Source organism: Pseudomonas sp. MPR-R2A5, assembly GCF_058793055.1.
In genome coordinates this window covers 14,124-36,323 of the sequence record NZ_JBXAFK010000010.1, presented here as the reverse complement: position 1 = coordinate 36,323, position 22,200 = coordinate 14,124, and the positions used below count along the sequence as shown (strand labels likewise).

Annotated in this window: 21 protein-coding genes; 5 read left to right on the top strand and 16 right to left on the bottom strand. The window is 61.8% G+C overall.

The window, feature by feature from the left end; all coding sequences use genetic code 11:
- Positions 1–62: 62 nt before the first annotated feature.
- The gene (locus AC1Q6I_RS10065; protein WP_041160854.1) at positions 63–488 is read left to right on the top strand and encodes a DUF4398 domain-containing protein; all 426 of its coding nucleotides are present in this window, start codon (positions 63–65) and stop codon (positions 486–488) included.
- 55 nt (positions 489–543) lie between these two features.
- Complete coding sequence (lptF, locus tag AC1Q6I_RS10060) at positions 544–1,329, top strand: lipotoxin F family OmpA-related lipoprotein LptF (protein WP_024073794.1); 786 nt, start codon at positions 544–546, stop codon at positions 1,327–1,329.
- 61 nt (positions 1,330–1,390) lie between these two features.
- On the opposite strand, the gene AC1Q6I_RS10055 is transcribed toward lptF, so the two are convergent.
- The 16 genes from AC1Q6I_RS10055 to AC1Q6I_RS09980 all read right to left on the bottom strand — a co-directional run bounded on the left by AC1Q6I_RS10055 (position 1,391) and on the right by AC1Q6I_RS09980 (position 18,222).
- Positions 1,391–1,717 carry a hypothetical protein gene (locus AC1Q6I_RS10055; protein ID WP_024073793.1) on the bottom strand — a complete coding sequence of 109 codons (327 nt, stop codon included), beginning with the start codon at positions 1,715–1,717 and terminating at the stop codon, positions 1,391–1,393.
- Between the two features lie 199 nt (positions 1,718–1,916).
- The gene (locus AC1Q6I_RS10050; RefSeq protein ID WP_024073792.1) at positions 1,917–2,243 is read right to left on the bottom strand and encodes a PA3694 family proteiin; all 327 of its coding nucleotides are present in this window, start codon (positions 2,241–2,243) and stop codon (positions 1,917–1,919) included.
- Complete coding sequence (locus AC1Q6I_RS10045) at positions 2,240–3,145, bottom strand: alpha/beta hydrolase (RefSeq protein ID WP_069075379.1); 906 nt, start codon at positions 3,143–3,145, stop codon at positions 2,240–2,242. The genes AC1Q6I_RS10050 and AC1Q6I_RS10045 overlap by 4 nt, the downstream gene beginning before the upstream one ends.
- A gap of 77 nt (positions 3,146–3,222) precedes the next feature.
- Entirely contained in the window at positions 3,223–4,500 is a 1,278-nt protein-coding gene (locus tag AC1Q6I_RS10040) for a flavohemoglobin expression-modulating QEGLA motif protein (protein ID WP_024073790.1), read from the bottom strand.
- A gap of 21 nt (positions 4,501–4,521) precedes the next feature.
- Complete coding sequence (locus AC1Q6I_RS10035; protein ID WP_024073789.1) at positions 4,522–5,070, bottom strand: hypothetical protein; 549 nt, start codon at positions 5,068–5,070, stop codon at positions 4,522–4,524.
- 16 nt (positions 5,071–5,086) lie between these two features.
- Positions 5,087–5,803, bottom strand: coding sequence for a TetR/AcrR family transcriptional regulator (locus AC1Q6I_RS10030; protein WP_024073788.1), 717 nt, complete (start codon positions 5,801–5,803; stop codon positions 5,087–5,089).
- Between the two features lie 107 nt (positions 5,804–5,910).
- Positions 5,911–7,413, bottom strand: coding sequence for a lysine--tRNA ligase (gene lysS / locus AC1Q6I_RS10025; protein WP_024073787.1), 1,503 nt, complete (start codon positions 7,411–7,413; stop codon positions 5,911–5,913).
- A gap of 70 nt (positions 7,414–7,483) precedes the next feature.
- Positions 7,484–8,579, bottom strand: a protein-coding gene (gene prfB / locus AC1Q6I_RS10020; RefSeq protein ID WP_102625207.1) for a peptide chain release factor 2 whose coding sequence is annotated in 2 segments (ribosomal slippage) — positions 7,484–8,506 and positions 8,508–8,579 — 1,095 coding nt in all. Because the reading frame shifts where the segments join, the coding sequence is not laid out codon by codon here.
- Positions 8,580–8,735: 156 nt separating this feature from the next.
- Positions 8,736–9,737: a response regulator gene (locus tag AC1Q6I_RS10015; protein ID WP_024073785.1), complete on the bottom strand. Its 1,002-nt coding sequence runs from the start codon at positions 9,735–9,737 to the stop codon at positions 8,736–8,738.
- A gap of 49 nt (positions 9,738–9,786) precedes the next feature.
- Entirely contained in the window at positions 9,787–10,797 is a 1,011-nt protein-coding gene (locus tag AC1Q6I_RS10010) for a chemotaxis response regulator protein-glutamate methylesterase (protein WP_069075378.1), read from the bottom strand.
- Positions 10,794–13,073, bottom strand: a complete 2,280-nt coding sequence (locus AC1Q6I_RS10005) for a hybrid sensor histidine kinase/response regulator (RefSeq protein WP_024073783.1) — start codon at positions 13,071–13,073, stop codon at positions 10,794–10,796. The genes AC1Q6I_RS10010 and AC1Q6I_RS10005 overlap by 4 nt, the downstream gene beginning before the upstream one ends.
- A complete protein-coding gene (locus tag AC1Q6I_RS10000; RefSeq protein WP_102625208.1) occupies positions 13,070–13,768 on the bottom strand; it encodes a chemotaxis protein CheW in 699 nt (232 codons plus the stop codon). The genes AC1Q6I_RS10005 and AC1Q6I_RS10000 overlap by 4 nt, the downstream gene beginning before the upstream one ends.
- Positions 13,765–15,024, bottom strand: a complete 1,260-nt coding sequence (locus tag AC1Q6I_RS09995; RefSeq protein WP_024073781.1) for a CheR family methyltransferase — start codon at positions 15,022–15,024, stop codon at positions 13,765–13,767. The genes AC1Q6I_RS10000 and AC1Q6I_RS09995 overlap by 4 nt, the downstream gene beginning before the upstream one ends.
- Complete coding sequence (locus tag AC1Q6I_RS09990) at positions 15,021–15,533, bottom strand: chemotaxis protein CheW (protein WP_024073780.1); 513 nt, start codon at positions 15,531–15,533, stop codon at positions 15,021–15,023. Before AC1Q6I_RS09990 ends, AC1Q6I_RS09995 begins: the two co-directional genes overlap by 4 nt.
- Positions 15,533–17,155 (bottom strand): methyl-accepting chemotaxis protein, encoded by a 1,623-nt coding sequence (locus AC1Q6I_RS09985; protein ID WP_024073779.1) that lies wholly within the window; start codon positions 17,153–17,155, stop codon positions 15,533–15,535. Before AC1Q6I_RS09985 ends, AC1Q6I_RS09990 begins: the two co-directional genes overlap by 1 nt.
- Before the next feature lie 359 nt (positions 17,156–17,514).
- Positions 17,515–18,222, bottom strand: coding sequence for a tellurite resistance TerB family protein (locus AC1Q6I_RS09980; RefSeq protein ID WP_024073778.1), 708 nt, complete (start codon positions 18,220–18,222; stop codon positions 17,515–17,517).
- 168 nt (positions 18,223–18,390) lie between these two features.
- On the opposite strand from AC1Q6I_RS09980, the gene AC1Q6I_RS09975 reads away from it, so the two are divergent.
- The 3 genes from AC1Q6I_RS09975 to ydcS all read left to right on the top strand — a co-directional run bounded on the left by AC1Q6I_RS09975 (position 18,391) and on the right by ydcS (position 22,118).
- Positions 18,391–19,302: a LysR family transcriptional regulator gene (locus AC1Q6I_RS09975; protein WP_024073777.1), complete on the top strand. Its 912-nt coding sequence runs from the start codon at positions 18,391–18,393 to the stop codon at positions 19,300–19,302.
- Between the two features lie 133 nt (positions 19,303–19,435).
- Complete coding sequence (locus AC1Q6I_RS09970) at positions 19,436–20,893, top strand: gamma-aminobutyraldehyde dehydrogenase (protein WP_024073776.1); 1,458 nt, start codon at positions 19,436–19,438, stop codon at positions 20,891–20,893.
- A gap of 73 nt (positions 20,894–20,966) precedes the next feature.
- Positions 20,967–22,118, top strand: coding sequence for a putative ABC transporter substrate-binding protein YdcS (gene ydcS / locus AC1Q6I_RS09965; RefSeq protein ID WP_024073775.1), 1,152 nt, complete (start codon positions 20,967–20,969; stop codon positions 22,116–22,118).
- Positions 22,119–22,200: the final 82 nt, after the last annotated feature.

Genomic DNA, 22,200 nt, shown 5'->3' with positions numbered 1-22,200 from the left:
CCGCCAGCCGCCGCAACCACTGACCAGTGACATGGATTTTGATGTTTTTCAGGAGTTATCCAATGGAGTTGAAGACGATGAAGACCAGCACAGCCAAATCCTCGTTTAACCACCTGCGCGGGCTTAAATTGGCCGCGCTGGCGATCGGCACCAGCTTCGTTCTGGCTGGCTGCGCCGGCAACCCGCCAACCGAGCAATACGCGGTGACTCAGTCCGCGGTAAACAGCGCAGTCAGCGCCGGCGGCACCGAGTACGCAGCAGTTGAAATGAAATCGGCCCAGGACAAGCTCAAGCAAGCCGAGATCGCCATGCACGACAAGAACTACGACGAAGCCCGTCGCCTGGCCGAACAAGCTGAGTGGGACGCTCGCGTCGCCGAGCGTAAAGCCCAGGCCGCCAAGGCCGAACAGGCTGTGAAGGATTCCCAGAAAGCTGTTCAGGAGCTACGTCAGGAAGGCATGCGCCCGGCTGCTATCCAGCAGAAATAAAGCGCCGCACCTGATTGCATTGCACCCGATATCGAATTGAAAGGACGACACGACTATGCGTAAACAATTGATGATCCCTGCCCTGCTGGCGATGAGCGTTGCCCTGGCGGCCTGCTCCACCCCGCCAAACGCGAACCTGGAAAACGCACGGACCAATTTCTCGGCCCTGCAAGCCAACCCGAATGCCACCAAAGTAGCGGCCCTGGAAACCAAGGACGCCCAGGATTGGCTGGACAAAGCCGACAAGGCTTACCGCGACAAGGAAGACCAGAAGAAAGTTGACCAACTGGCCTACCTGACCAACCAGCGCGTTGAAGTGGCCAAAGACACCATCGCGCTGCGCGAATCCGAAGCCAAGCTGAAAAACGCTGGAGACGAACGTGCCCGTGCACTGCTCGAAGCCCGTGATGCACAGATCAAGCAACTTCAGGACAGCTTGAACGCCAAGCAAACCGAGCGCGGCACCCTGGTGACCTTTGGTGACGTGCTGTTCGCTACCAACAAGGCCGACCTGAAGGCCAGCGGCCTGGTCAACATCAACAAGCTGGCTCAGTTCCTTCAGGAAAACCCGGATCGCCAGGTGATCGTCGAAGGTTACACAGACAGCACCGGCAGTGATGCCTACAACCAGAGCCTGTCGGAGCGCCGTGCCGCTTCGGTGCAGGTTGCACTGATCAAGATGGGCGTTGACCCACGCCGCATCGTGACCACCGGCTACGGTAAGGAATACCCGGTTGCCGATAACGGCAGCGTGTCGGGCCGCGCCATGAACCGCCGCGTTGAAGTGACCATCTCCAACGATAACCAGCCGGTCAAGCCGCGCTCGTCCGTCGCCTACTGATCGTCTGACGCAGCATAAAGAACCCCGCCAATAGGCGGGGTTCTTGGTGACGATACATTCATCAGAAAGCGATCGACACTTTACTCTGCTCGACCGTCGCCTGGACTTTGCCTGAATCACCCTCTGCACCAGACTTGTTTCCATCGGCGCCTTGGCCGCCTTGCAGCTTCTCGATCTTTTCCATCAGCTCCTTGAGCAGTTTCTTCAGTTCATCAAGTTCGCCACCGCCTTCGGCGCCCCCACCTCCCTGGCTTTGCATCGCTTCAATCTGCTTTTTCAGCGCCTCAGCCAGCTGTTTGAGCGCGCCGAGTTCATTTTGGCCCGAACCACTGCCCTGAGAACCGACACCGTCCATTGGAGAATTGCCGCCAACACCACCTATGCTCATATAGTCGACTCCGGATTAATGAATTAGAACGAACCGATTCAGCGACGCTGATCAGTCCGAAATCTGTGGTAATCGACTGTAAATGGTTCCGGCGACTCTCGGTTCTGACATGCCTTGAACTATAAACCTGCGGTTTACTTGGGCTCTTGCTCCTAGCGCTCCAAGCCGGTTTCTCACACGGTGGCAGCAGATTTCGGCCCTACTCCTGCAACTGTGGCGTTTCCTGGCCCATGCAACGCACCGCCTGTTTCTTGCTATTCACCAATACGCCCGTCAGGCCTTTTTGTTCGGTATCAAACAGTACCAACACGCCATCGACGCACTGCGCCACCTGGGCGGCCGGGGTCAGGGAGATCTTGTAGTCCTCGCCCGGCACGGTCTTGAGCATGGTGAAGTCACTGAGCAGCAACGCATCTTCCGGCTTGGCGAAGTGCAGGTAGCCGTAGTACCACAGGCAACCAACGGTGCCGATGATAGTGCCGATGCCAGTGAGAATCAGCGGGATCATGTTGCGTTCTTCGCTCATTGCGGGCTCTCTGATGAGTCAACTTTAGGAATGGGGTAGTTCGGAATTTCGCCGAGGCGACGCAGGCCATTGAAGTGTTGCGGGTCATCCAGGTAGCGCAGCATCACGGTTTGCCAGGTCTTGTCGGCAAAGGTCTGCACATGCCCACCTCGGGTCAGTTGCAGCACCCTCGGCGGCGGCGCGGCCTGATACAGGCGGATGCCATTGGACAGCGGCACGATCGGGTCATCCAGGCTGTGGAACAGCAATTTCGGTACACCGGTCAGCTTGGGCATGGCATGGATCGCGCTATCGCCGTCTGGCACCAGCCAGGACAACGGCACCTGAAACGGCCATGTTAACCAGGAGGTGCTCAGGGCGAATTGTCCTACGTCACGATAACTGGCCGGCACGCCATCCAGTACCAGGGCCTTGAGCCGGGCCTGACGCTCCGGGTGGACAGCCAGGTAATGCACCGCCAGTGCGCCGCCCAAGCTTTGGCCGAGGACGATCAAGGGTTGGGCCTGGGTTTCGGGCGCCTTGTCGATCCAAGCGAAGGCGGCATCCAGGTCCTGATAGATCGCCGGCAACGAGGGCTTGCCTTCGGACAGCCCATAGCCGCGATAGTCCAGCAGCAGCACTTGATAGCCCTGCTCCGGTAACCACCAACTGCCACCGAGGTGCCAGGCCAGGTTGCCGCCATTGCCGTGCAGGTGTAGCACGGTGCCCTTGAGCGGCACACCGGGCTTGGCCGGCAGCCACCAGGCGTGCAGCTTGACCCCGTCGGCCGTGGTGAGGGTGACGTCGCGATATGGCAGATGAGCTTTTTCCGGCGTGAACGGCAGGCCGGGCTCGGGATAGAACAACAAGGAGCTGCAACCGCTCAATGTGAGTAGCAGGCAAAGAATGCCGAGGATTCTCATCCGTTGAAGCCTCGCTGATAGTCGAATCGTCGCACCGCCCCTCACAGATTCTCGAGCCGGCTTCGTCAGTACATCCTTTACAGGATATTCGAGTAATCCGCCTCGATCCGGTCCAGGCTCAGGTGGTTGAGGAAGTTGGAGAAGCACATCCACGCCGCCAGCGCGTTCATGTCGCGGAACTGCTCGGGCAGGTACTTGGGTGGCACCACCAGGCCTTCGTCGACCAGTTGGCGCAAGGTACGCATGTCTTCCAGGGTGGTCTTGCCGCAGAACAGCAGCGGCACTTGTTCCAGCTTGCCTTTGCGCACGGCCAGCTGGATGTAGTTGTAGACCATGATAAAGCCCTTGAGGTAGGACAAATCCTTGGTAAACGGCAGGCCATCAGGCACCGAACCACGGAACACCCGGCTGGCGTTGCCATAGCTCTCAGCCATTTCAAAGCCTTGCTCGCGGAAGAACTCGAACACCTGCAGGAAATCGGCGCCCTCCTCCACCATATGGATGGCGCGGGTGCGGTTGGTCAGTTTGCGCAGGCGGCTCGGGTAAGAGGCAAACGTGATGATCTCCATCAGGATCGCCAGGCCTTCCTGGGTCACGGTGGAAGACGGCGGGCCCTTGGACAGGAAGGTGCAGATCGGCTGGTTCTGGCCATTGAGGGTGGTGCCGACGTGCACCAGGCCCTCATGCACTTCGAGGGCACGCACATCACGCTCATTGAACATCGCATCGGCGCGGATCTTGATGTAGTCGGCGCCTGCCGCCGCGTCGGCGACGATCCCGTCGGACTCGAAGACGCGGATGGTTTCTTCGGCCTCGCCAAACACCTTGTTCAACCGCGTCTGCAGCAACGCCACGGCATCCTTGGCGGTAAGGGTCTTGGCCTCGTCCTTGAGGTCGCCACGGCCATCGATATTGTTCAGGTAGTCGGAGAGCATCAGGCCCAGGTCGGCCAGGGTCGGGTCACCGGCATGGAAGGCATCGGAAGCGGCACCGTACAGTTCCTGGGAAATCAGGCCGAAATCCTCGGTGCCACGGGCCTCAAGCATACGCACCACCATGCGGTATTCGCGGCACATGCGACGCATGATCTGCCCCACCGGGCTGAACTGGCCGAGGCGGCGGGTGATATCGCGCTCGATGTTCTGGAACTCCAGCTTGACCGCGCTGGAATCGAACGACAGCGGGCGATTCAGGTAGTAGTCGCGGTCCACGGCGGGCATGGCCTTGCCCTTGGCCTTGAGGAACCCCTGGCGAATGTTCTCGTCCCATTTCACGGCGTCGAGGACGCGGATCGGTGTTTGCGCCAGCACAATGCGATCAGACAAGGTGCGTATCGTCTGCTGGTAATCGTCCACCCGGTGCTTCCCCTTTAAACGTTATTTGCCCACGCGCCGGTAGCGCACGGCTTCCACAAACACATCGGCATTGGCCGGGTCATCCAGGTACGCAAATACCTGGTCCATGGGGCTGTCCACCTGCACGCCGGGGCCCTCGACGGTGTCCACGGTGCTGCCATGCAAGGCATGCTGGCCTATCGCTTGGTGAATTTGCTCAAGGTCGAGGTTATAGACCACCAATTCGTGCTTTTCGTCGAACTCGAACCCTGCCAGGAAGTAATGCCCACCGAACTTGGCGGGTAACGGTGCCGACAGGTACCAACGATTGCCATGGCGCGACACGCTGAACAGGTATTCATCACGCTGGCCGGGCTTGGCTGTAGGGTAGCTCACGGCCTTGTAACGGTGTTCGCCGGCACGGGTGATGCGCAGGTTGAGAGGTTCGCCCCAGGCATTCTTGCTGGCCCACTGGCCCAACAGGGCCTGCGGTGCTGCCTCGCGGGTCGGCAGCGGATCCTTGAAGGTCACCAGGCAACCGCTGAGCAACAGGAAGGACAAGGCGATTACCGCGACACGCCAGGCATTCATCAAACATCCCCCGGTGTCAGACCGAGGCCAACACCAAATGCATGTAACGCTTGAGAATCTCAAGCATCTCTTCGGCGGCCAGAGGCTCTGGCCCGCCAAGCAGGCCCTGATATTCCATCCGACCGATTATCGCCGTCAACACTTTGGCATCCTGTTGCGGCTCACGCGAGCCCAATACCTGAAAAAACTGCCCGGTGCCCTGCAACAGGATCTGCTGGTGGGAACGCACCAGCTCAGCCAGGCGCGGGTTGAGCAGGGCCTCCTGGCGAAACGCCTGCTCGGCCATCAGGTACTCACGACGGTTGGTCAGTTGGCGCTGCACGTAGTCGGCAGTCAACCGCGCGATGTCGTCCGCCAGTTGCGAGCGTGACTGCGGGCTGCCATCGCCGTAGGCAACCATCTCGCGCAACAAACCTTCGTTACGTACCCACAGCTTGCCCATGAAGGCGGCACTGCGTTCAACGTATTGAGCGAAGGTATCGGTGAGCAGGTCGTCGATATCCTTGAAGTAGTAAGTGGTGGCCGACAGCGGCACGCCCGCCTCCGCCGCCACCGCGCGGTGACGCACGGCACGCACGCCCTCGCGCACCACGATGCGCATGGCCGCATCGAGAATGTCTTGCCTGCGTTGCTCGCTGCCCCGACGGCTGGCCTTGCGGCCCTGGTACTGGACGCTTTCAGCCACGGCAGCGGCAATGCCGGCGGCGCCTTCTTGAGCGGTTACGCGGTTCACGACACACATCCTTGAACAGTTCAAAAACCTGGCGCTGTTTGCTTGACGCTTATAGACGCCCCATAAAAAAGCCGCCTTATAAAAGGCGGCTTCGGATTTCGCTACGGTTACGCTTGTGGCCGCATATGCGGGAACAGGATCACATCGCGGATCGACGGCGAGTTGGTCAACAACATCACCAGGCGGTCGATCCCAATGCCTTCACCGGCCGTTGGCGGCATGCCGTATTCCAGGGCACGCACGAAGTCTGCGTCGTAGTGCATGGCTTCGTCGTCACCGGCATCCTTGTCGGCCACCTGCGCCATGAAGCGCTCGGCCTGGTCTTCCGCGTCATTGAGCTCGGAATAGGCGTTGGCGATTTCGCGACCGCCGATGAACAGTTCGAAACGGTCCGTGACGTTCGGGTTGTCATCGTTGCGACGGGCCAACGGCGACACTTCGAACGGGTACTGGGTAATGAAGTGCGGCTGTTCCAGCTTGTGCTCCACCAGCTCTTCGAAAATCATTACCTGCAGCTTGCCCAGGCCTTCGAAGCCCAGCACCTTGGCCCCGGCTTTCTTGGCGATGGCACGGGCCTTGTCAATGTCGGTCAGGTCGTCGGCGGTCAGCTCAGGGTTGTACTTGAGGATCGAATCGAATACCGACAGGCGCACGAATGGCTCGCCGAAATGGAACACCTTGTCGCCGTATGGCACGTCGGTGCTGCCCAGGACCAGTTGCGCCAGCTCGCGGAACAGCTCTTCGGTCAGGTCCATGTTGTCTTCGTAGTCGGCGTAGGCCTGGTAGAACTCCAACATGGTGAATTCAGGGTTGTGACGCGTCGAGACGCCTTCGTTACGGAAGTTGCGGTTGATCTCGAACACCTTTTCGAACCCGCCAACAACAAGCCGCTTGAGGTACAGCTCCGGCGCAATGCGCAGGAACATTTCCATGTCCAGCGCGTTGTGGTGGGTTTCGAACGGCTTGGCTGCGGCACCACCGGGGATGGTTTGTAGCATCGGGGTTTCCACTTCCAGGAAGTCACGCTTCATCAGGAAGGCGCGGGTGTGGGCAATCACTTGCGAACGCACGCGGAAGGTGTGGCGCACATCTTCGTTGACGATCAGGTCAACGTAGCGCTGGCGGTAGCGCTGCTCGGTGTCGGACAGGCCGTGGTGCTTGTCTGGCAGCGGACGCAGGGATTTGGTCAGCAGGCGCACGCTGGTCATTTCAACGTACAGGTCGCCCTTGCCGGAACGGGCCAGGGTGCCTTCGGCGGCGATGATGTCGCCCAGGTCCCAGGTTTTCACGGCGGCCAGGGTTTCTTCCGGCAGGGTCTTGCGGTTGACGTAGACCTGGATGCGCCCGGACATGTCCTGGATCACCATGAACGAGCCACGGTTGAGCATGATGCGACCTGCCACCTTGACCGGGATCGCAGCCTCTGCCAGCTCTTCCTTGGTCTTGTCCGCGTATTGCTTCTGCAAGTCTTCGCAGTAGGCATCGCGACGGAAGTCGTTGGGGAAGGCGTTGCCCTTGGCGCGCTCGGCAGCAAGCTTTTCCTTGCGCAGGGCGATCAGGGAGTTTTCTTCCTGTTGCAGGGCTTGCGGGTCGAGTTGTTGGTCGCTCATGTCTTTAGATTTTCCATCACAGGTTCGTTGCCCCCGCCAATGACGGGGGACTTGAGGTCGGGCTGACGGTTTACAGCCCCGATTTCAGGCTGGCTTCCAGGTATTCGTCGATATCGCCGTCGAGCACCTTGTCGCAGTCACTGCGTTCGATGTTAGTGCGCAAATCCTTGATCCGCGACGCATCAAGCACATAAGAACGGATCTGGTGGCCCCAGCCGATATCCGACTTGGTGTCTTCCAGCGCCTGGGAAGCGGCGTTGCGCTTCTGCATTTCCTGCTCGTACAACTTGGCCCGCAGCATTTTCATGGCGGTGTCCTTGTTCGCGTGCTGGGAACGTTCGTTCTGGCAACTGACCACGGTGTTGGTCGGGACGTGGGTAATACGGACAGCCGAGTCGGTGGTGTTTACGTGCTGGCCACCGGCACCGGAGGAGCGGTAGGTGTCGATCCGTAGGTCGGCCGGGTTGATCTCGATTTCCACCTTGTCATCGATCTCGGGCGAGACGAACACTGCGCAGAACGAGGTGTGGCGACGGTTGCCGGAGTCGAACGGGCTCTTGCGCACCAGGCGGTGTACGCCGATCTCGGTACGCAGCCAACCAAAGGCGTATTCACCCTTGATGTGCACGGTCGCGCCCTTGATACCCGCGACTTCACCGGCCGACAGTTCCATGATGGTGGCGTCGAAACCGCGCTTGTCGGCCCAGCGCAGGTACATGCGCAACAGGATGTTGGCCCAGTCCTGGGCTTCGGTGCCGCCGGAACCGGCCTGGATATCCAGGTAGGCGTTGTTCGGGTCCATCTCGTGGCTGAACATGCGACGGAATTCAAGCTTGGCGAGGTTTTCCTCGAGACGGGCCAGCTCGGCGACGACATCGCCCACTGCGCCTTCGTCGTTCTCTTCGACGGCCATGTCCAGCAGGTCGCGGCAATCGGCCAGACCGGTGTTCAACTCGTCGAGGGTATCGACGATCTGCGCCAGCGCAGAACGCTCGCGGCCCAGTTCCTGGGCGTATTCAGGTTTGTTCCAGACACTCGGATCTTCAAGCTCGCGATTGACTTCGGTCAGACGCTCATGCTTTTGATCGTAGTCAAAGATACCCCCGAATAGTTTCGGAGCGCTCGGACAGGTCCTTGATGGTGTTAAGGATCGGGTTGATTTCCATGGCGGGCAGCACTCGTTGGCGAACTTTTGAAAGCCGGCGAGTATAACGGCAAACGGCTGCAAACGGCAGTCCGCTTGGCGAAAAGGCAGACTACGCAGGGTTAAATGTGGGAGGGGGCACGCCCTCTCACACATTTTGATCGGTTGCGGCCTCAGGTCACTCGATGCCCACCTGGTTACGCCCGTTATGCTTGGCCGTATACAACCCCTTGTCCGCCGCCATGATCAGTTGTCGGCAATCGGTGCCTTGCACGGGCGTCATGGTCGACAGGCCGATGCTGATGGTCAGGCTGGAGCCTTCGGTCGGAGCGATATGGGGGATTTTCAGGGCCGCGACGGCCATGCGTAGCTTTTCCGCGACTAACCGCGCACCACCGGGCGAGGTGTTGGGCAGCACCAGGGCGAATTCTTCGCCGCCATAGCGCGCCGGCAAGTCCGAGGGGCGGCTGCTGGCTTCGCGGATGCTGGCGGCGACCTTGCGCAAGGCTTCGTCGCCTTCGACGTGGCCAAAGCTGTCGTTGTAGGTCTTGAAGAAATCCACATCGATCATCAGCAGCGACAACTGGGTCTGGTCGCGCAAGGCGCGGCGCCACTCCAGTTCCAGGTATTCGTCGAAGTGGCGGCGGTTGGACAGGCCCGTGAGGCCGTCGGAGTTCATCAGGCGCTGCAGCACCAGGTTGGTGTCCAGCAACTGTTGCTGGCTGACCCGCAGCGCGCGGTACGCCGCATCACGCTGCAACAAGGTCATGTACGAGCGCGAGTGGTAGCGAATACGCGCCACCAGTTCGATATTGTCCGGCAGCTTGACCAGGTAATCATTGGCCCCGGCCGAGAACGCCGCGCTCTTGATCAGGGGGTCTTCCTTGGTGGAAAGCACAATGATCGGAATGTTTTGCGTGGCCGGGTGGTTGCGGTATTCGCGCACCAGGGTCAGGCCATCCAGGCCGGGCATCACCAGGTCCTGCAGGATCACCGTGGGCTTGATGCGGATCGCCTGGGCAATCGCCTGGTGCGGATCGGCACAGAAGTGGAAGTCGATGTTTTCTTCGTGGGCCAGGCCGCGTCGTACGGCTTCACCGATCATCGCCTGGTCATCGACCAGCAACACCATGGCGGCGTTTTCGTCGGTCTTGATGTCGTCGATCTGTAAGTCATTCATGTGCAGTCACCTGAATTACTGCCTGCAAACCAGCAGCCGGAGGTACGGATCATTTTGCAAACACCTCCAGCAATCGGGGCGCAATTCTATCCAATGGGCGAATTTCAACAGCAGCATCAATCGCCGCCGCCGCTTTGGGCATGCCATACACCGCCGAACTCTGCTGGTCCTGGGCGATGGTCAAATATCCTTGTTCACGCATCAATTTGAGGCCCTGGGCTCCGTCACGGCCCATGCCGGTCAGCAATACGCCGACGGCATCGCCATTCCAGTGGCTGGCGACGCTTTCGAAAAACACGTCGATGGACGGCCGGTAAATTTCGTTCACCGGCTCTGCGGTATAGGCCAGCGTGCCATTTTTCAACAGGCGTATATGGTGGTTGGTGCCGGCCAGCAGCACCACGCCGCTTTGTGGCGGCTCGCCTTCGCGTGCCAGACGCACCGGCAGGCCGGAGGCGCTGCTCAACCACTCGGCCATACCGGCGGCGAACACCTGGTCCACATGCTGCACCAGCACAATGGCGGCGGGAAAGTCCCGGGGCAAGCCCTTGAGGAGGATTTCCAGGGCAGCCGGCCCACCGGCCGAGGAACCGATCGCCACCAGGCTCTGGCGTTTGCCGGTGCTGCGCGGGGCTGCGGTTTCGGCGCGTACGCGGCTGCCACGCTGGCCAATCAGCCAGCCAATATTGAGGATCTTGCGCAACAACGGCGCCGCCGCGTCCTTGGGGTTGCCCACGCCGAGCGCCGGTGTATCCACCACATCCAGGGCACCATGGCCCATGGCCTCGAACACACGGCTGACATTGGCCTGGCGGTCGACCGTGACGATCACGATCGCGCACGGGGTCTCGGCCATGATCCGCCGGGTGGCCTCCACACCGTCCATCACCGGCATGATCAGGTCCATCAGGATCAGGTCCGGCGTCAGTTCGGCGCAGCGCTGCACCGCTTCGAGGCCATTGCTGGCAACCCACACCACCTGGTGCGCGGGCTCGAAACTCAAGGCACGGCGCAGGGCTTCCACGGCCATGGGCATGTCATTGACGATCGCAATCCTCATGCCCGGGCCCCTCCAATCAGTTCCACCACGGCGTCCAACAGGGCGTCGTCGTGAAAGCTGGCTTTGGCTAAATAATAGTCGGCGCCAGCGTCCAGTCCCCGACGTCGGTCCTCTTCGCGATCCTTGTACGACACCACCATCACCGGCAACGATTGCAAGCGCGTGTCACGCCGCAGGAGTGTGACCAATTCAATACCGTCCATGCGAGGCATATCGATGTCAGTGATCAGCAGGTCAAAGTCTTCCGAGCGCAAGGCGTTCCAGCCGTCCATGCCATCGACCGCCACGGCCACTTCATAACCGCGATTGAGCAGCAATTTGCGTTGCAACTCGCGCACGGTGAGCGAGTCGTCGACCACCAGCACCCGCTTGCGTGGCGCTTCGGTGGCCTGCCGGCTGCGCCGGGCGATACGCTCCAGGCGGCCGGTGTTGAGCAGTTTGTCCACCGAACGCAGCATGTCTTCGACATCGACGATCAAGACGACCGAGCCATCGTCCAGCAAGGCGCCGGCAGAAATATCCTGGACCTTGCCCAGGCGATCATCCAGCGGCAACACCACCAGGGTGCGCTCGCCGACAAAACGCTCCACGGCAATGCCGTACACCGCATCGCGCTCGCGAATCACCACCACCTTCAGGGTTTCGTCATTGCTTTGCCCCGGCGGGCGCTGCAGCAACTGGCTGGCCGCGACCAGGCCGACATGCCGGCCTTCGTGCCAGAAGTGCTGGCGCCCTTCCAGTTGCACAATGTCGTCGGGGGCCAGGTCGCACATGCGCTCGATGTGGGCCAGCGGAAAGGCATAGGCTTCTTCGCCGACCTCCACCACCAGGCTGCGCACCACCGACAGGGTCAACGGCACTTCGAGGTGGAAACGACTGCCCTGCCCCGGCGTCTGCTCCAGCACCACCGCCCCCCGCAATTGGCGCACCATATGCTGCACCGCGTCCAGGCCGACCCCGCGCCCGGACACCTCGGTGACCTTGTCCCGCAGGCTGAAGCCCGGCAGGAACAGGAACGTCAGCAGTTCTTCTTCGCTCAGGCGCAGGGCGGTGTCCAGCGGGGCCAGGTGCCGATCGACGATGGTGGCGCGCAGGCGCTCGAGGTCGACGCCACTGCCGTCGTCGCTTAACTCCAGCACCAACAGCCCAGCCTGATGGGACGCGCGCAGGCGGATCAAGCCCTCTGCCGGCTTGCCCGCGAGCAGGCGCTGTTCGGGCAGTTCAATGCCATGGTCGACGGCATTGCGCAGCAGATGGGTCAGCGGCGCTTCGAGCTTTTCCAGCACGTCGCGGTCGACCTGGGTTTTTTCGCCCTCGATTTCCAGGCGCACCTGCTTGCCCAGGCTGCGGCCGAGGTCGCGCACCATGCGCACCTGCCCGGCCAGCACATCGGCAAACGGGCGCATGCGACAGGCCAACGCGGTGTCGTAGAGCACTTGGGCGCGTTGCCCGGCCTGCCAGCCGAACTCATCCAGCTCGGCGGTTTTTTCTGCGAGCAGGGCCTGGGCTTCACTCAACAGGCGCCGGGTGTCAGCCAGGGCTTCCAGGGCTTCGAGGGGCAAGCCGAGGGGCTTGAGGTGGCCATCGAGATGGTCCAGGGCGCGCGCACTGTTGCTCTGGATCCGCTTGAGGCGTTGCAGGCTGGCCAGGTAAGGCTTGAGCCGCTGGGTTTCCACCAGGGATTTGCTGGACAGGTCCAACAGGCTGTTCAGGCGCTCGGCGGTGACCCGCAATACCCGCTCGCCCCCTTCGGTCATGCGTTTGTTGTGGCGCGGTGGCTCGCCGATAACAGGCGGCGCGGGCTCGGGTTCAGGCGGCAGCGCCTCGACCACAGGGGCGGGAACCGGTACCGGCTCCGGCGGCGGGGCGACTTTCGCCACGGGCTGCGACGGATCGAGCAAGCGCTCCATCAACGCCACATAGGCCTCGATATCTGCCGGCCCCACGGTGTTGCCCGGGGTGGCGATACGCATCAGCAGGTCGGTGCCTTGCAGCAGCGCATCGATATGTTCGGGTTGCAGGTACAGGCGACTTTCCTGGGCGCTGACCAGGCAATCCTCCATGACATGCGCCACGCTGACCCCGGCGTCCACACCGACAATCCGCGCGGCCCCCTTGAGCGAGTGCGCGGCACGCATGCAGGCCTCGAGCTGGTCGGCTTGGGTCGGGTTGCGCTCCAGGGCCAGCAGGCCCGCGTTCAAGACCTGGGTCTGCGCATCGGCTTCCAGGCTGAACAGTTCCAGCAGCGAGGCATCACGCATCTGGTCGGGGGTCATGTGAGGCTCCGGGTCACGGCAGACAACAATTGCGCCTCATCCAGCCAACGCAGGCTGCGGCCTTTCCACTGCAACACCCCTTGGGTGAAGCGAGCGCTGGCCTGGGTGCCGGAGGCCGAGGCTGCCTTCAAGGTACGCTCATCGATGGCGTGGATGCCGTCGACTTCATCCACTGGCACCACCACCGGACCATCCTGCGCGGCGATGATCAACATGCGCGGCATGCTCCGCCCACCGCTGGCGCTGGTGCCGGCGGCGTCCAGGCCCAGCAGTTCCACCAGCGACAGGCACGCCACCAGCGCGCCGCGCACATTGGCCACACCGAGCAACGCCCGGGAGCGCTGGTGCGGCAGGGAGTGAATCGGTTGCAACGGCGCCACTTCCACCAGGCAACGCGTGGCGATACCCAGCCATTCTTCGCCGAGGCGGAACATCAGCAACGAACGGGTGACGATATCCTGATCGAGTTCGACCGCTGCCCGGCGGTGGTCGTCCTGTTGCAGGGCGTAGCGGTCCAGCAAGCGCGTGGCGGCGGCGGAGTACACCGCGCAGTTGCGGCAGTGAATATGGTCGGCCAGCAGTGGGCAGGACTTGTCACCATGGATGCCGATACGGTTCCAGCAATCATCGATGGCCTGGGTGTCGGCCAGGGTCAGGTCCAGGCCGGCGGTGTCGAGCGCGTCAGGGCTACTCATCGTTTGGACTCACTGTCAGCTCGCTCACTACGGGCAGCACGCGCCTGCAAGCGGCGTGCCCCCGCGCTGTCGCCCTGGGATTCGAGTAACGCAGCCAGGTGCATCAAGGCCTGCGCGTGCTGCGGTTCCAGATACAAGGCTTTTCGATAATACCCCTGGGCTTCCAGGGCGCTGCCGGCCACATCACTGAGCAGCCCCAACCAGTAGAACACCTGGGCGACCGGTGGGTGGGCATTCAAATAACGTTCACAGGCCGCACGGGCCTCGGCGCTTTTGCCCTCGTTGGCCAGGGTGGCGATCTGGCTGAGCAAGTCACCGGCCTCGGATGGCGGCGCCTTGATCGGCACGCCATGGGGGCGAACCGTGCTGAAGGGGCGTGGCTTGAGCGGAATCGGTGCAGCACTGCGCGGCGGCGCCGGCATGGGCCTTGGCACAAAGGCCGGCTCCGGTTGGTCCGGCGCGCCCTGCCGACTGAAGGCGAACGACTGCGGCACCCCAATCGAGCGCATGCCATGGCGGCCCAGCAGGCTGCCCTCGGCCGGGCCGATAAACAGCACGCCGTCCACGTGGGTCAGGGCCTTGAGCACGTCGAACACTTGTTTTTGCGTCGGCTGGTCGAAATAGATCAGCAGGTTGCGACAGAACACAAAGTCGTAGCTGGGCTCATTCGCCAGCAATCCGGGGTCGAGCAGGTTGCCGACTTGCAGGCGTACCTGTTCGCGTACGCGGTCGGCGATATGGAACCCGTCGGCGTGCTCCACGAAGTGGCGCTCACGAAAGGCCAGGTCCCCTCCCCGAAAGGAGTTCTTGCCATACACGCCGCGCCGGGCACGCTCCACCGACAGCGGGCTGACGTCGATGCCTTGCACCTTGAATTGGTGCGGTGCCAGGCCGGCGTCGAGCAAGGCCATGGCGATCGAATAGGGCTCTTCGCCGGTGGAACACGGCAGGCTGAGGATGCGCAACGCGCGCATTTGCTTGATCTCCGCCAGGCGGGCGACCGCCAGCCGCGCCAGGGTCGCGAAGGATTCGGGGTAACGGAAAAACCAGGTTTCGGGGACGATCACTGCTTCGATCAGCGCTTGCTGTTCATCATGGGAACGTTGCAGGTGCTGCCAATATTCATCCGCCGTCTGCGCCTGGCTCACCTGGCTACGCTGGCGCACGGCACGCTCGATGATCGCCTCGCCGACCGAAGCGACGTCCAGGCCGATGCGTTGCTTCAGGAACGCAAAAAACCGTGGGTCGTTGCTCATAGGCTCTGCTCGGCGGAAAACAGCAAGGCGCGCACTTCATCGGTGAGCAATTCGTTGACGCCGATCCACTGCATCAAGCCCAAGGCATCTTCACGCACCGGCCCCAGGTACGGCGCCGCGCGGTTGTCCAGGCCGTACGGCTTGAACTCCCCCAGGTCGCAACGCAGGGTGTCCGTGGCTTGTTCCAGGATCAGCCCCAGCCAGCGCGCCTGGAGCCAGGGTTCGGGCTGGTAATTGACCAGCACCAAGCGTGTGCTGGTGCGGACCTGGGCCGGTTTGCCGAAGGCCAGGGCGCTCAGGTCGATAACCGGCACCATCGCGCCCCGATGGGCAAAGATGCCTGCGACCCACTGCGGTGCATGGGCGATGGGTTTGAGCAACAGGCGCGGCAGCACCTCGGCCACCTCAGTGGCCCTGAGGGCATAACGCTCGTCACCGATGTGGAACACCAGGAACAAGGCCTTTTTCGCTGCCGGGACGGCGCCGCGTTTAGCCGCGAGGTCGCTCATCAGACTTTGAAACGCGACACGCCGCTGCGCAGACCGACCGCCACCTGGCTCAGCTCATCGATGGCAAAGCTGGCCTGGCGCAAGGACTCGACGGTCTGGCTGCTGGCATCGCCCAGTTGCACCAGGGCGTGGTTGATCTGCTCGGCACCCGTGGCCTGGGCCTGCATGCCTTCGTTGACCATCAACACCCGCGGCGCCAGGGCCTGCACCTGATGGATGATCTGCGAGAGTTGTTCGCCCACTTGCTGCACTTCGAACATGCCCCGGCGCACTTCTTCGGAGAACTTGTCCATGCCCATCACCCCGGCGGACACCGCCGACTGAATCTCGCGCACCATCTGTTCGATATCGTAGGTGGCCACGGCGGTCTGGTCGGCCAGGCGCCGTACCTCGGTGGCCACCACGGCAAAGCCCCGACCGTACTCACCGGCTTTCTCGGCCTCGATGGCCGCGTTGAGGGACAACAGGTTGGTCTGGTCGGCGACCTTGACGATCGTCACGACCACCTGGTTGATGTTGCCGGCCTTCTCATTGAGGATCGCCAGCTTGGCGTTGACCAGGTCGGCGGCGCCCATCACCGAGTGCATGGTCTCTTCCATGCGCGCCAGGCCCTGCTGGCCGGAACCGGCGGCGACCGAAGCCTGGTCGGCAGCCGTGGACACTTCGGTCATGGTACGGACCAGGTCCTTGGAGGTGGCCGCGATCTCCCGCGAAGTGGCGCCGATTTCGGTGGTGGTTGCCGCGGTTTCAGTGGCTGTGGCCTGCTGCTGCTTGGAGGTAGCGGCAATCTCGGTGACCGAGGTGGTGACCTGCACCGACGAACGCTGTGCCTGGGCAACCAGGGCAGTCAGCTCGGTCATCATGTCGTTGAAGCCGGTCTCCACCTCGCCGAACTCGTCCTTGCGCGCCAGGTTCAGGCGTTTGCTGAGGTCACCGGTACGCATGACGCCGAGGATCTCGACGATGCGGTGCATCGGCGCCATGATCGCGCGCATCAATAACAGGCCACACAGGCCGGCGGCGAGGATGGCAACGATCAGCGACACCGCCATGCTGATCTTGGCGGACAGCACCGCGTCGTCGATGGCCGCCGTGGCCCGGTCGGATACGTCCTTGTTTTCAGTGATGATGTCGTTGAGCTTCATGCGCCCTTCGGTCCAGATCGGCGTCAATTGCTCTTCAAGCAACACGTTCGCCCCCGGCAGGTCGTTGGCCTCAATCCGAGCCAGCACCTCGGCCAGCGCTTTGTTGTAGTTGATGTGCGACGCCTTGAAGTTATCGAACTCCATGCGGTCAGCCTGGCCATGAACGGTTTTTTCATAGCTGGCCATCAGCAGTTCAATGCGCGTTTCGAAAGACTTGTAGTCGGTCTTGTCGGAACTGGTGAGGGTCTTTTCGTCGCGCAAGCCAATGATGTCGACAGTCAGCAAATAGCTGTCGACCCACGCGCTGCGAATCATCGAACTGAGGTAAACCCCGGGGACCGCATCGTCGCGGACCGATTCCTGGCTGGCTTCGATCTTCAGCAACCGTGAGTAGGACACCACGACCATCAGCAGCATTATCGCGATAATGACCGCAAAGCTCGCCAAAATTCGCTGGCGCAAGGTCCAATTCTTCACAGTATTTCCTCGAAGGGCCATTCAAATGGAGGGGAGTATAGCTGAGCAGAAGCCCTCATTTATCAATGGGTTTTGATGTGGCGCGCGCAGAACGTAAAAAAAAACCTGTGGGAGGGGGCTTGCTCCCGATAGCGGTGGTTCAGTTGAAGTCTCTACAAACGGGGGCAGCGCCATCGGGAGCCAGCCACCCCTGTTCAAAAATAAAATAAGTTATTGATTTTAAATAATTAAAATCTTGCTTAAACGACCGTATTTTTGTGGCGAGCGAGCGGTTGTGGCGAGCGGGCTTGCTCTCTACAGGGAGTCCAGTAGAAGAGGGAGTGGGCCCTTCTACAGGTTTAACGACGTACGCCTTGTATCTACGAGTTGAGTCTCACCTGTTTTTCCAACTCAACCTTCAAGCCAGGCTCAAGCTTCAATTGGCGCGCCAACTCATCCAGATATGCCTTCTCCATAAAGTTTTCCTCATCCACCAGCATCACACTGGCGATGTACATCTCGGCGGCCATTTCCGGGGTGCTGGCGGCACGGGCCACATCGGCCGGGTCCAGGGGTTTGTTCAGCTCGGCATGCAGCCAGCTTTGCAATTCGCGGTCGTTGTCCAGCTTGGTGAATTCCCCTTCGATCAGCGCGCGCTCGCGTTCATCTACATGACCGTCGGCCTTGGCGGCCGCCACCAATGCCTTGAGGATACCCTGGCTGTGTTGTTCGACCTGGGCCGGTGGCAGGCGGTCGATGGTCTGCGGCTCGCCTTGGGGTGCGCTGGCCTGCTGCGCTTGCCAGTTGCCGTAGGCTTTGTAGGCGATCACACCCAGCGCCGCCAGCCCGCCATAGGTCAGGGCCTTGCCGCCGAATTTGCGCGCTTTCTTGTTACCCAGTAACAACCCCATGGCCCCGGCCGCCAGGGCGCCGCCGCCCGCGCCGCCGAGCAGGCTGCCGAGCCCGCCACCGCCGAGCAAGCCGCCAAGGGCACCTTTGTCGTCCGACTTGCGCTGGCCGCTGGCCTTGTTCTGCAACATGTCCTGGCCAGACTTGAGCAACTGATCGAGCAATCCACGGGTATTCATTCGTAGCCTCCAGACACTAGGGTTCATAGGACCAATAGGCCCCCAGCGTAAAACTAAGTGCCAAAAACCCCCGATCTAGAGTGCTTCCAGATGTAACGCGGCTATCCTTCGGTTAAATCGATATACACTCGAGAAAATCGATAAAAACACCCCACTGGTAATTCCAGCATGATGACCTTGCGTCAAATCCGCCATTTCATCGCCGTGGCCGAGACCGGCTCGATCTCCGCGGCCGCGCAGACCGCGTTCATTTCCCAGTCCACACTGACCCTGGCGATCCAGCAACTGGAGCAGGAAATCGGCGTCAACCTGTTCAACCGCCACGCCAAGGGCATGACCCTGACCCACCAGGGTCATCAGTTCCTGCGCCAGGCGCACTTGATCCTGGCCACCGTCGACAACGCCAAGCGCAGCCTGCAACAGAGCACCGACCAGGTCGCCGGACAATTGATCATCGGCGTGACCAGCCTGGTGGCCGGCTACTACCTGGCCGACCTGCTCACCCGTTTCCAACGCGCCTACCCCAATGTGGAAATCCGCGTAATGGAAGACGAGCGCCCGTACATCGAGCATTTGCTGGTCAGCGGCGAGATCGATGTGGGGGTGCTGATCCTCTCCAACCTCGAAGACCGCCACGCCCTGCAGACCGAAGTGCTCACCCACTCGCCCCACCGCCTGTGGCTGCCGGCGCAACATCCACTGCTGGAGCACGACAGCATCAACCTCGCCGATGTCGCGCGCGAGCCGTTGATTCAGTTGAACGTCGATGAAATGGGCCACAACGCCCAACGCCTGTGGGCCGGTGCCGGGCTGCATCCGCGCGTGACCCTGCGCACGGCATCCACCGAAGCGGTGCGCAGCCTGGTGGCGGCGGGCCTGGGTGTGTCGATCCAGCCGGATATGACGTACCGCCCCTGGTCCCTGGAAGGCGACATTATTGAAGCGCGACCCATCGCCGACCTCAGCCAGACCCTTGACGTCGGCCTGGCCTGGCGCCGCGGCACGGCGCGACCGGCGCTGGTCGATCCGTTCCTGACCGTCGCGCGTGAGCAGCCACACCCGCGCAAGCCATCTATTTAATCGAATGCGGCATTCAGTATTTAGTATTTGTTGACCTCGCGCTTGACCTCTAGTCTCTGTTCATCCCCCAAGAGAAAGGTCAGGCCCTCGTAAGAGAACGCCCATGGCCACACAAGAAAAGAGATCGCGAAAAATGTCCGGCGCGCCCACCCCGCTGCTCACTGCGTTGCTGATCGACGGCGAACTGGTCCAGGGCCAGGGTTTTGCCGAGCCGATCCTCAACCCGGCCACCGGCGAAGTCCTTACCCAGATCGCCGAAGCCAGCGCCGAGCAGGTCGAAAGCGCCATCCTCGCCGCCCACCGGGCGTTTGCCGGCTGGTCGCGGACCACGCCGCAGCAGCGGTCGAACATCCTGCTGGGCATTGCCGAAGCCATCGAGAAACAGGCCGACTACCTGGCCCGCCTCGAATCCCTGAACTGCGGCAAGCCGTTGCACCTGGCGCGCCAGGATGACTTGAGCGCCACCGTCGATGTGTTCCGCTTCTTCGCCGGGGCCGTGCGGTGCCAGACCGGCCAGCTCAGCGGCGAATACCTGCCGGGCTACACCAGCATGGTGCGGCGTGATCCGATTGGCGTCGTTGCCTCCATCGCGCCATGGAATTACCCGCTGATGATGGCCGCGTGGAAGATCGCCCCTGCGCTCGCCGCGGGTAATACATTGGTATTCAAGCCCTCGGAACACACGCCGCTGTCGATCCTCGCCCTTGCCCCGGTCCTTAAAGCGCTGCTGCCACGCGGAGTGATCAATATTCTGTGTGGCGGCGGCGAAGGGGTGGGCAGCCATCTGGTCAGCCACCCGAAGGTGCGCATGGTGTCACTGACCGGCGACATCGTCACCGGGCAGAAAATCCTCCAAGCCGCGTCCAAAACCCTGAAACGCACGCACCTGGAATTGGGCGGCAAGGCGCCGGTGATCGTGTGCAACGACGCCGACTTGCAAGCCGTGGTCGAGGGCGTGCGCGCCTATGGTTACTACAACGCTGGCCAGGATTGCACTGCGGCATGCCGCATCTACGCCCAGGCGGGCATTCACGACAAACTGGTCGCCGACCTCGGCGCCGCCGTCAGCAGCCTGCGCTTTGCGGGCAAGCGCGATGCCGACAACGAACTCGGCCCGCTGATCAGTACGCGCCAGCGCGACCGCGTCGCCAGTTTTGTCGAACGCGCCCTCGGCCAACCGCATATCGAGCGGATCACCGGCGCCGCCGTGCATTCCGGCGCAGGCTTTTATTACCAGCCGACCTTGCTCGCCGGCTGTAAGCAGCACGATGAAATCGTCCAGCGCGAAGTGTTCGGCCCCGTGGTCACGGTGACGCGCTTCGAGGAGCTGGAACAGGCGGTGGACTGGGCCAATGATTCGGAATACGGCCTGGCCTCCTCCGTGTGGACCCAGAACCTGGACAAGGCCATGCAAGTGGCGGCGCGCCTGCAATACGGCTGCACCTGGATCAACAGCCATTTCATGCTGGTCAGCGAAATGCCCCACGGCGGCTTGAAGCGCTCGGGGTATGGGAAAGATCTGTCCAGTGATTCGCTACAGGACTACAGCGTGGTGCGCCACATCATGGCGCGCCACGGCCAGCACCTTTAAAACAACAACTAAGCTCATGCGTCACCGGTTGCACAAAACTGCCCCGACCATAATTAAAGAAGAGGGAACCCCCATGTCCGCGCACAAGACCGCACTGCTCAGTGCCCTGACCACCGCGCTGCTGACGAGCGTCAGTCTCCACGCCGCCGAGCCGCTCAAGGCGGTGGGTGCTGGTGAAGGCCAGTTGGATATCGTCGCCTGGCCCGGCTATATCGAACGTGGCGAGAGCGACAAAGCCTACGATTGGGTCACAGGTTTCGAGAAAGAAACCGGCTGCAAGGTCAATGTGAAAACCGCCGCCACCTCTGACGAAATGGTCAGTTTGATGGCCAAGGGCGGTTACGACCTGGTCACCGCGTCGGGCGATGCGTCGCTGCGGTTGATCGTCGGCAAGCGTGTGCAGCCGATCAACACCGCATTGATCCCCAACTGGAAGAGCATCGACCCGCGCCTGAAAGATGCGCCGTGGTACGTGGTCGGGCAGCAAACCTACGGCACGCCGTACCAATGGGGCCCGAACGTGTTGATGTACAACACCAACGTGTTCAAGACAGCACCCACCAGTTGGAGCGTGCTCTTCGAGGCGCAGAACCTGCCGGACGGCAAGCCGAACAAAGGTCGCGTGCAGGCGTATGACGGCCCAATCTACATCGCCGATGCGGCGCTGTACCTCAAGTCGACCAAGCCGGAACTGGGCATCCAGAGCCCGTATGAGCTGACCGAAACCCAGTACAAGGCCGTGCTTGAGCTGTTACGCGCCCAGCAACCGCTGATCCACCGCTACTGGCACGACACCACCGTGCAGATGAGTGACTTCAAGAACGAAGGCGTGGTGGCCTCCAGCGCCTGGCCTTATCAGGTCAACGGCCTGGTCAACGAGAAGCAGCCGATCGCCTCGACTATTCCCAAGGAAGGCGCCACCGGCTGGGCCGACACCACCATGTTGCACAGCGAGGCCAAGCACCCGAACTGCGCCTACAAGTGGATGGACTGGTCGCTGCAGCCGAAGGTCCAGGGCGATGTCGCGGCCTGGTTCGGCTCGCTGCCAGCGGTACCGGCGGCCTGCACCGGCAGCGAACTGCTGGGGGCCGAGGGTTGCAAGACCAACGGCTTCGACCAGTTCGACAAGATCGCCTTCTGGAAAACCCCGCAGGCTGAAGGCGGCAAGTTCGTGCCGTACAGCCGCTGGACCCAGGACTACATCGCGATCATGGGCGGCCGCTGAGGCTTCCCAGACAACATAGGTCTCCTGTGGGAGGGGGCTTGCCCCCGATTGCGATGTGTCAGCCAACCTATCTGTCACTGAA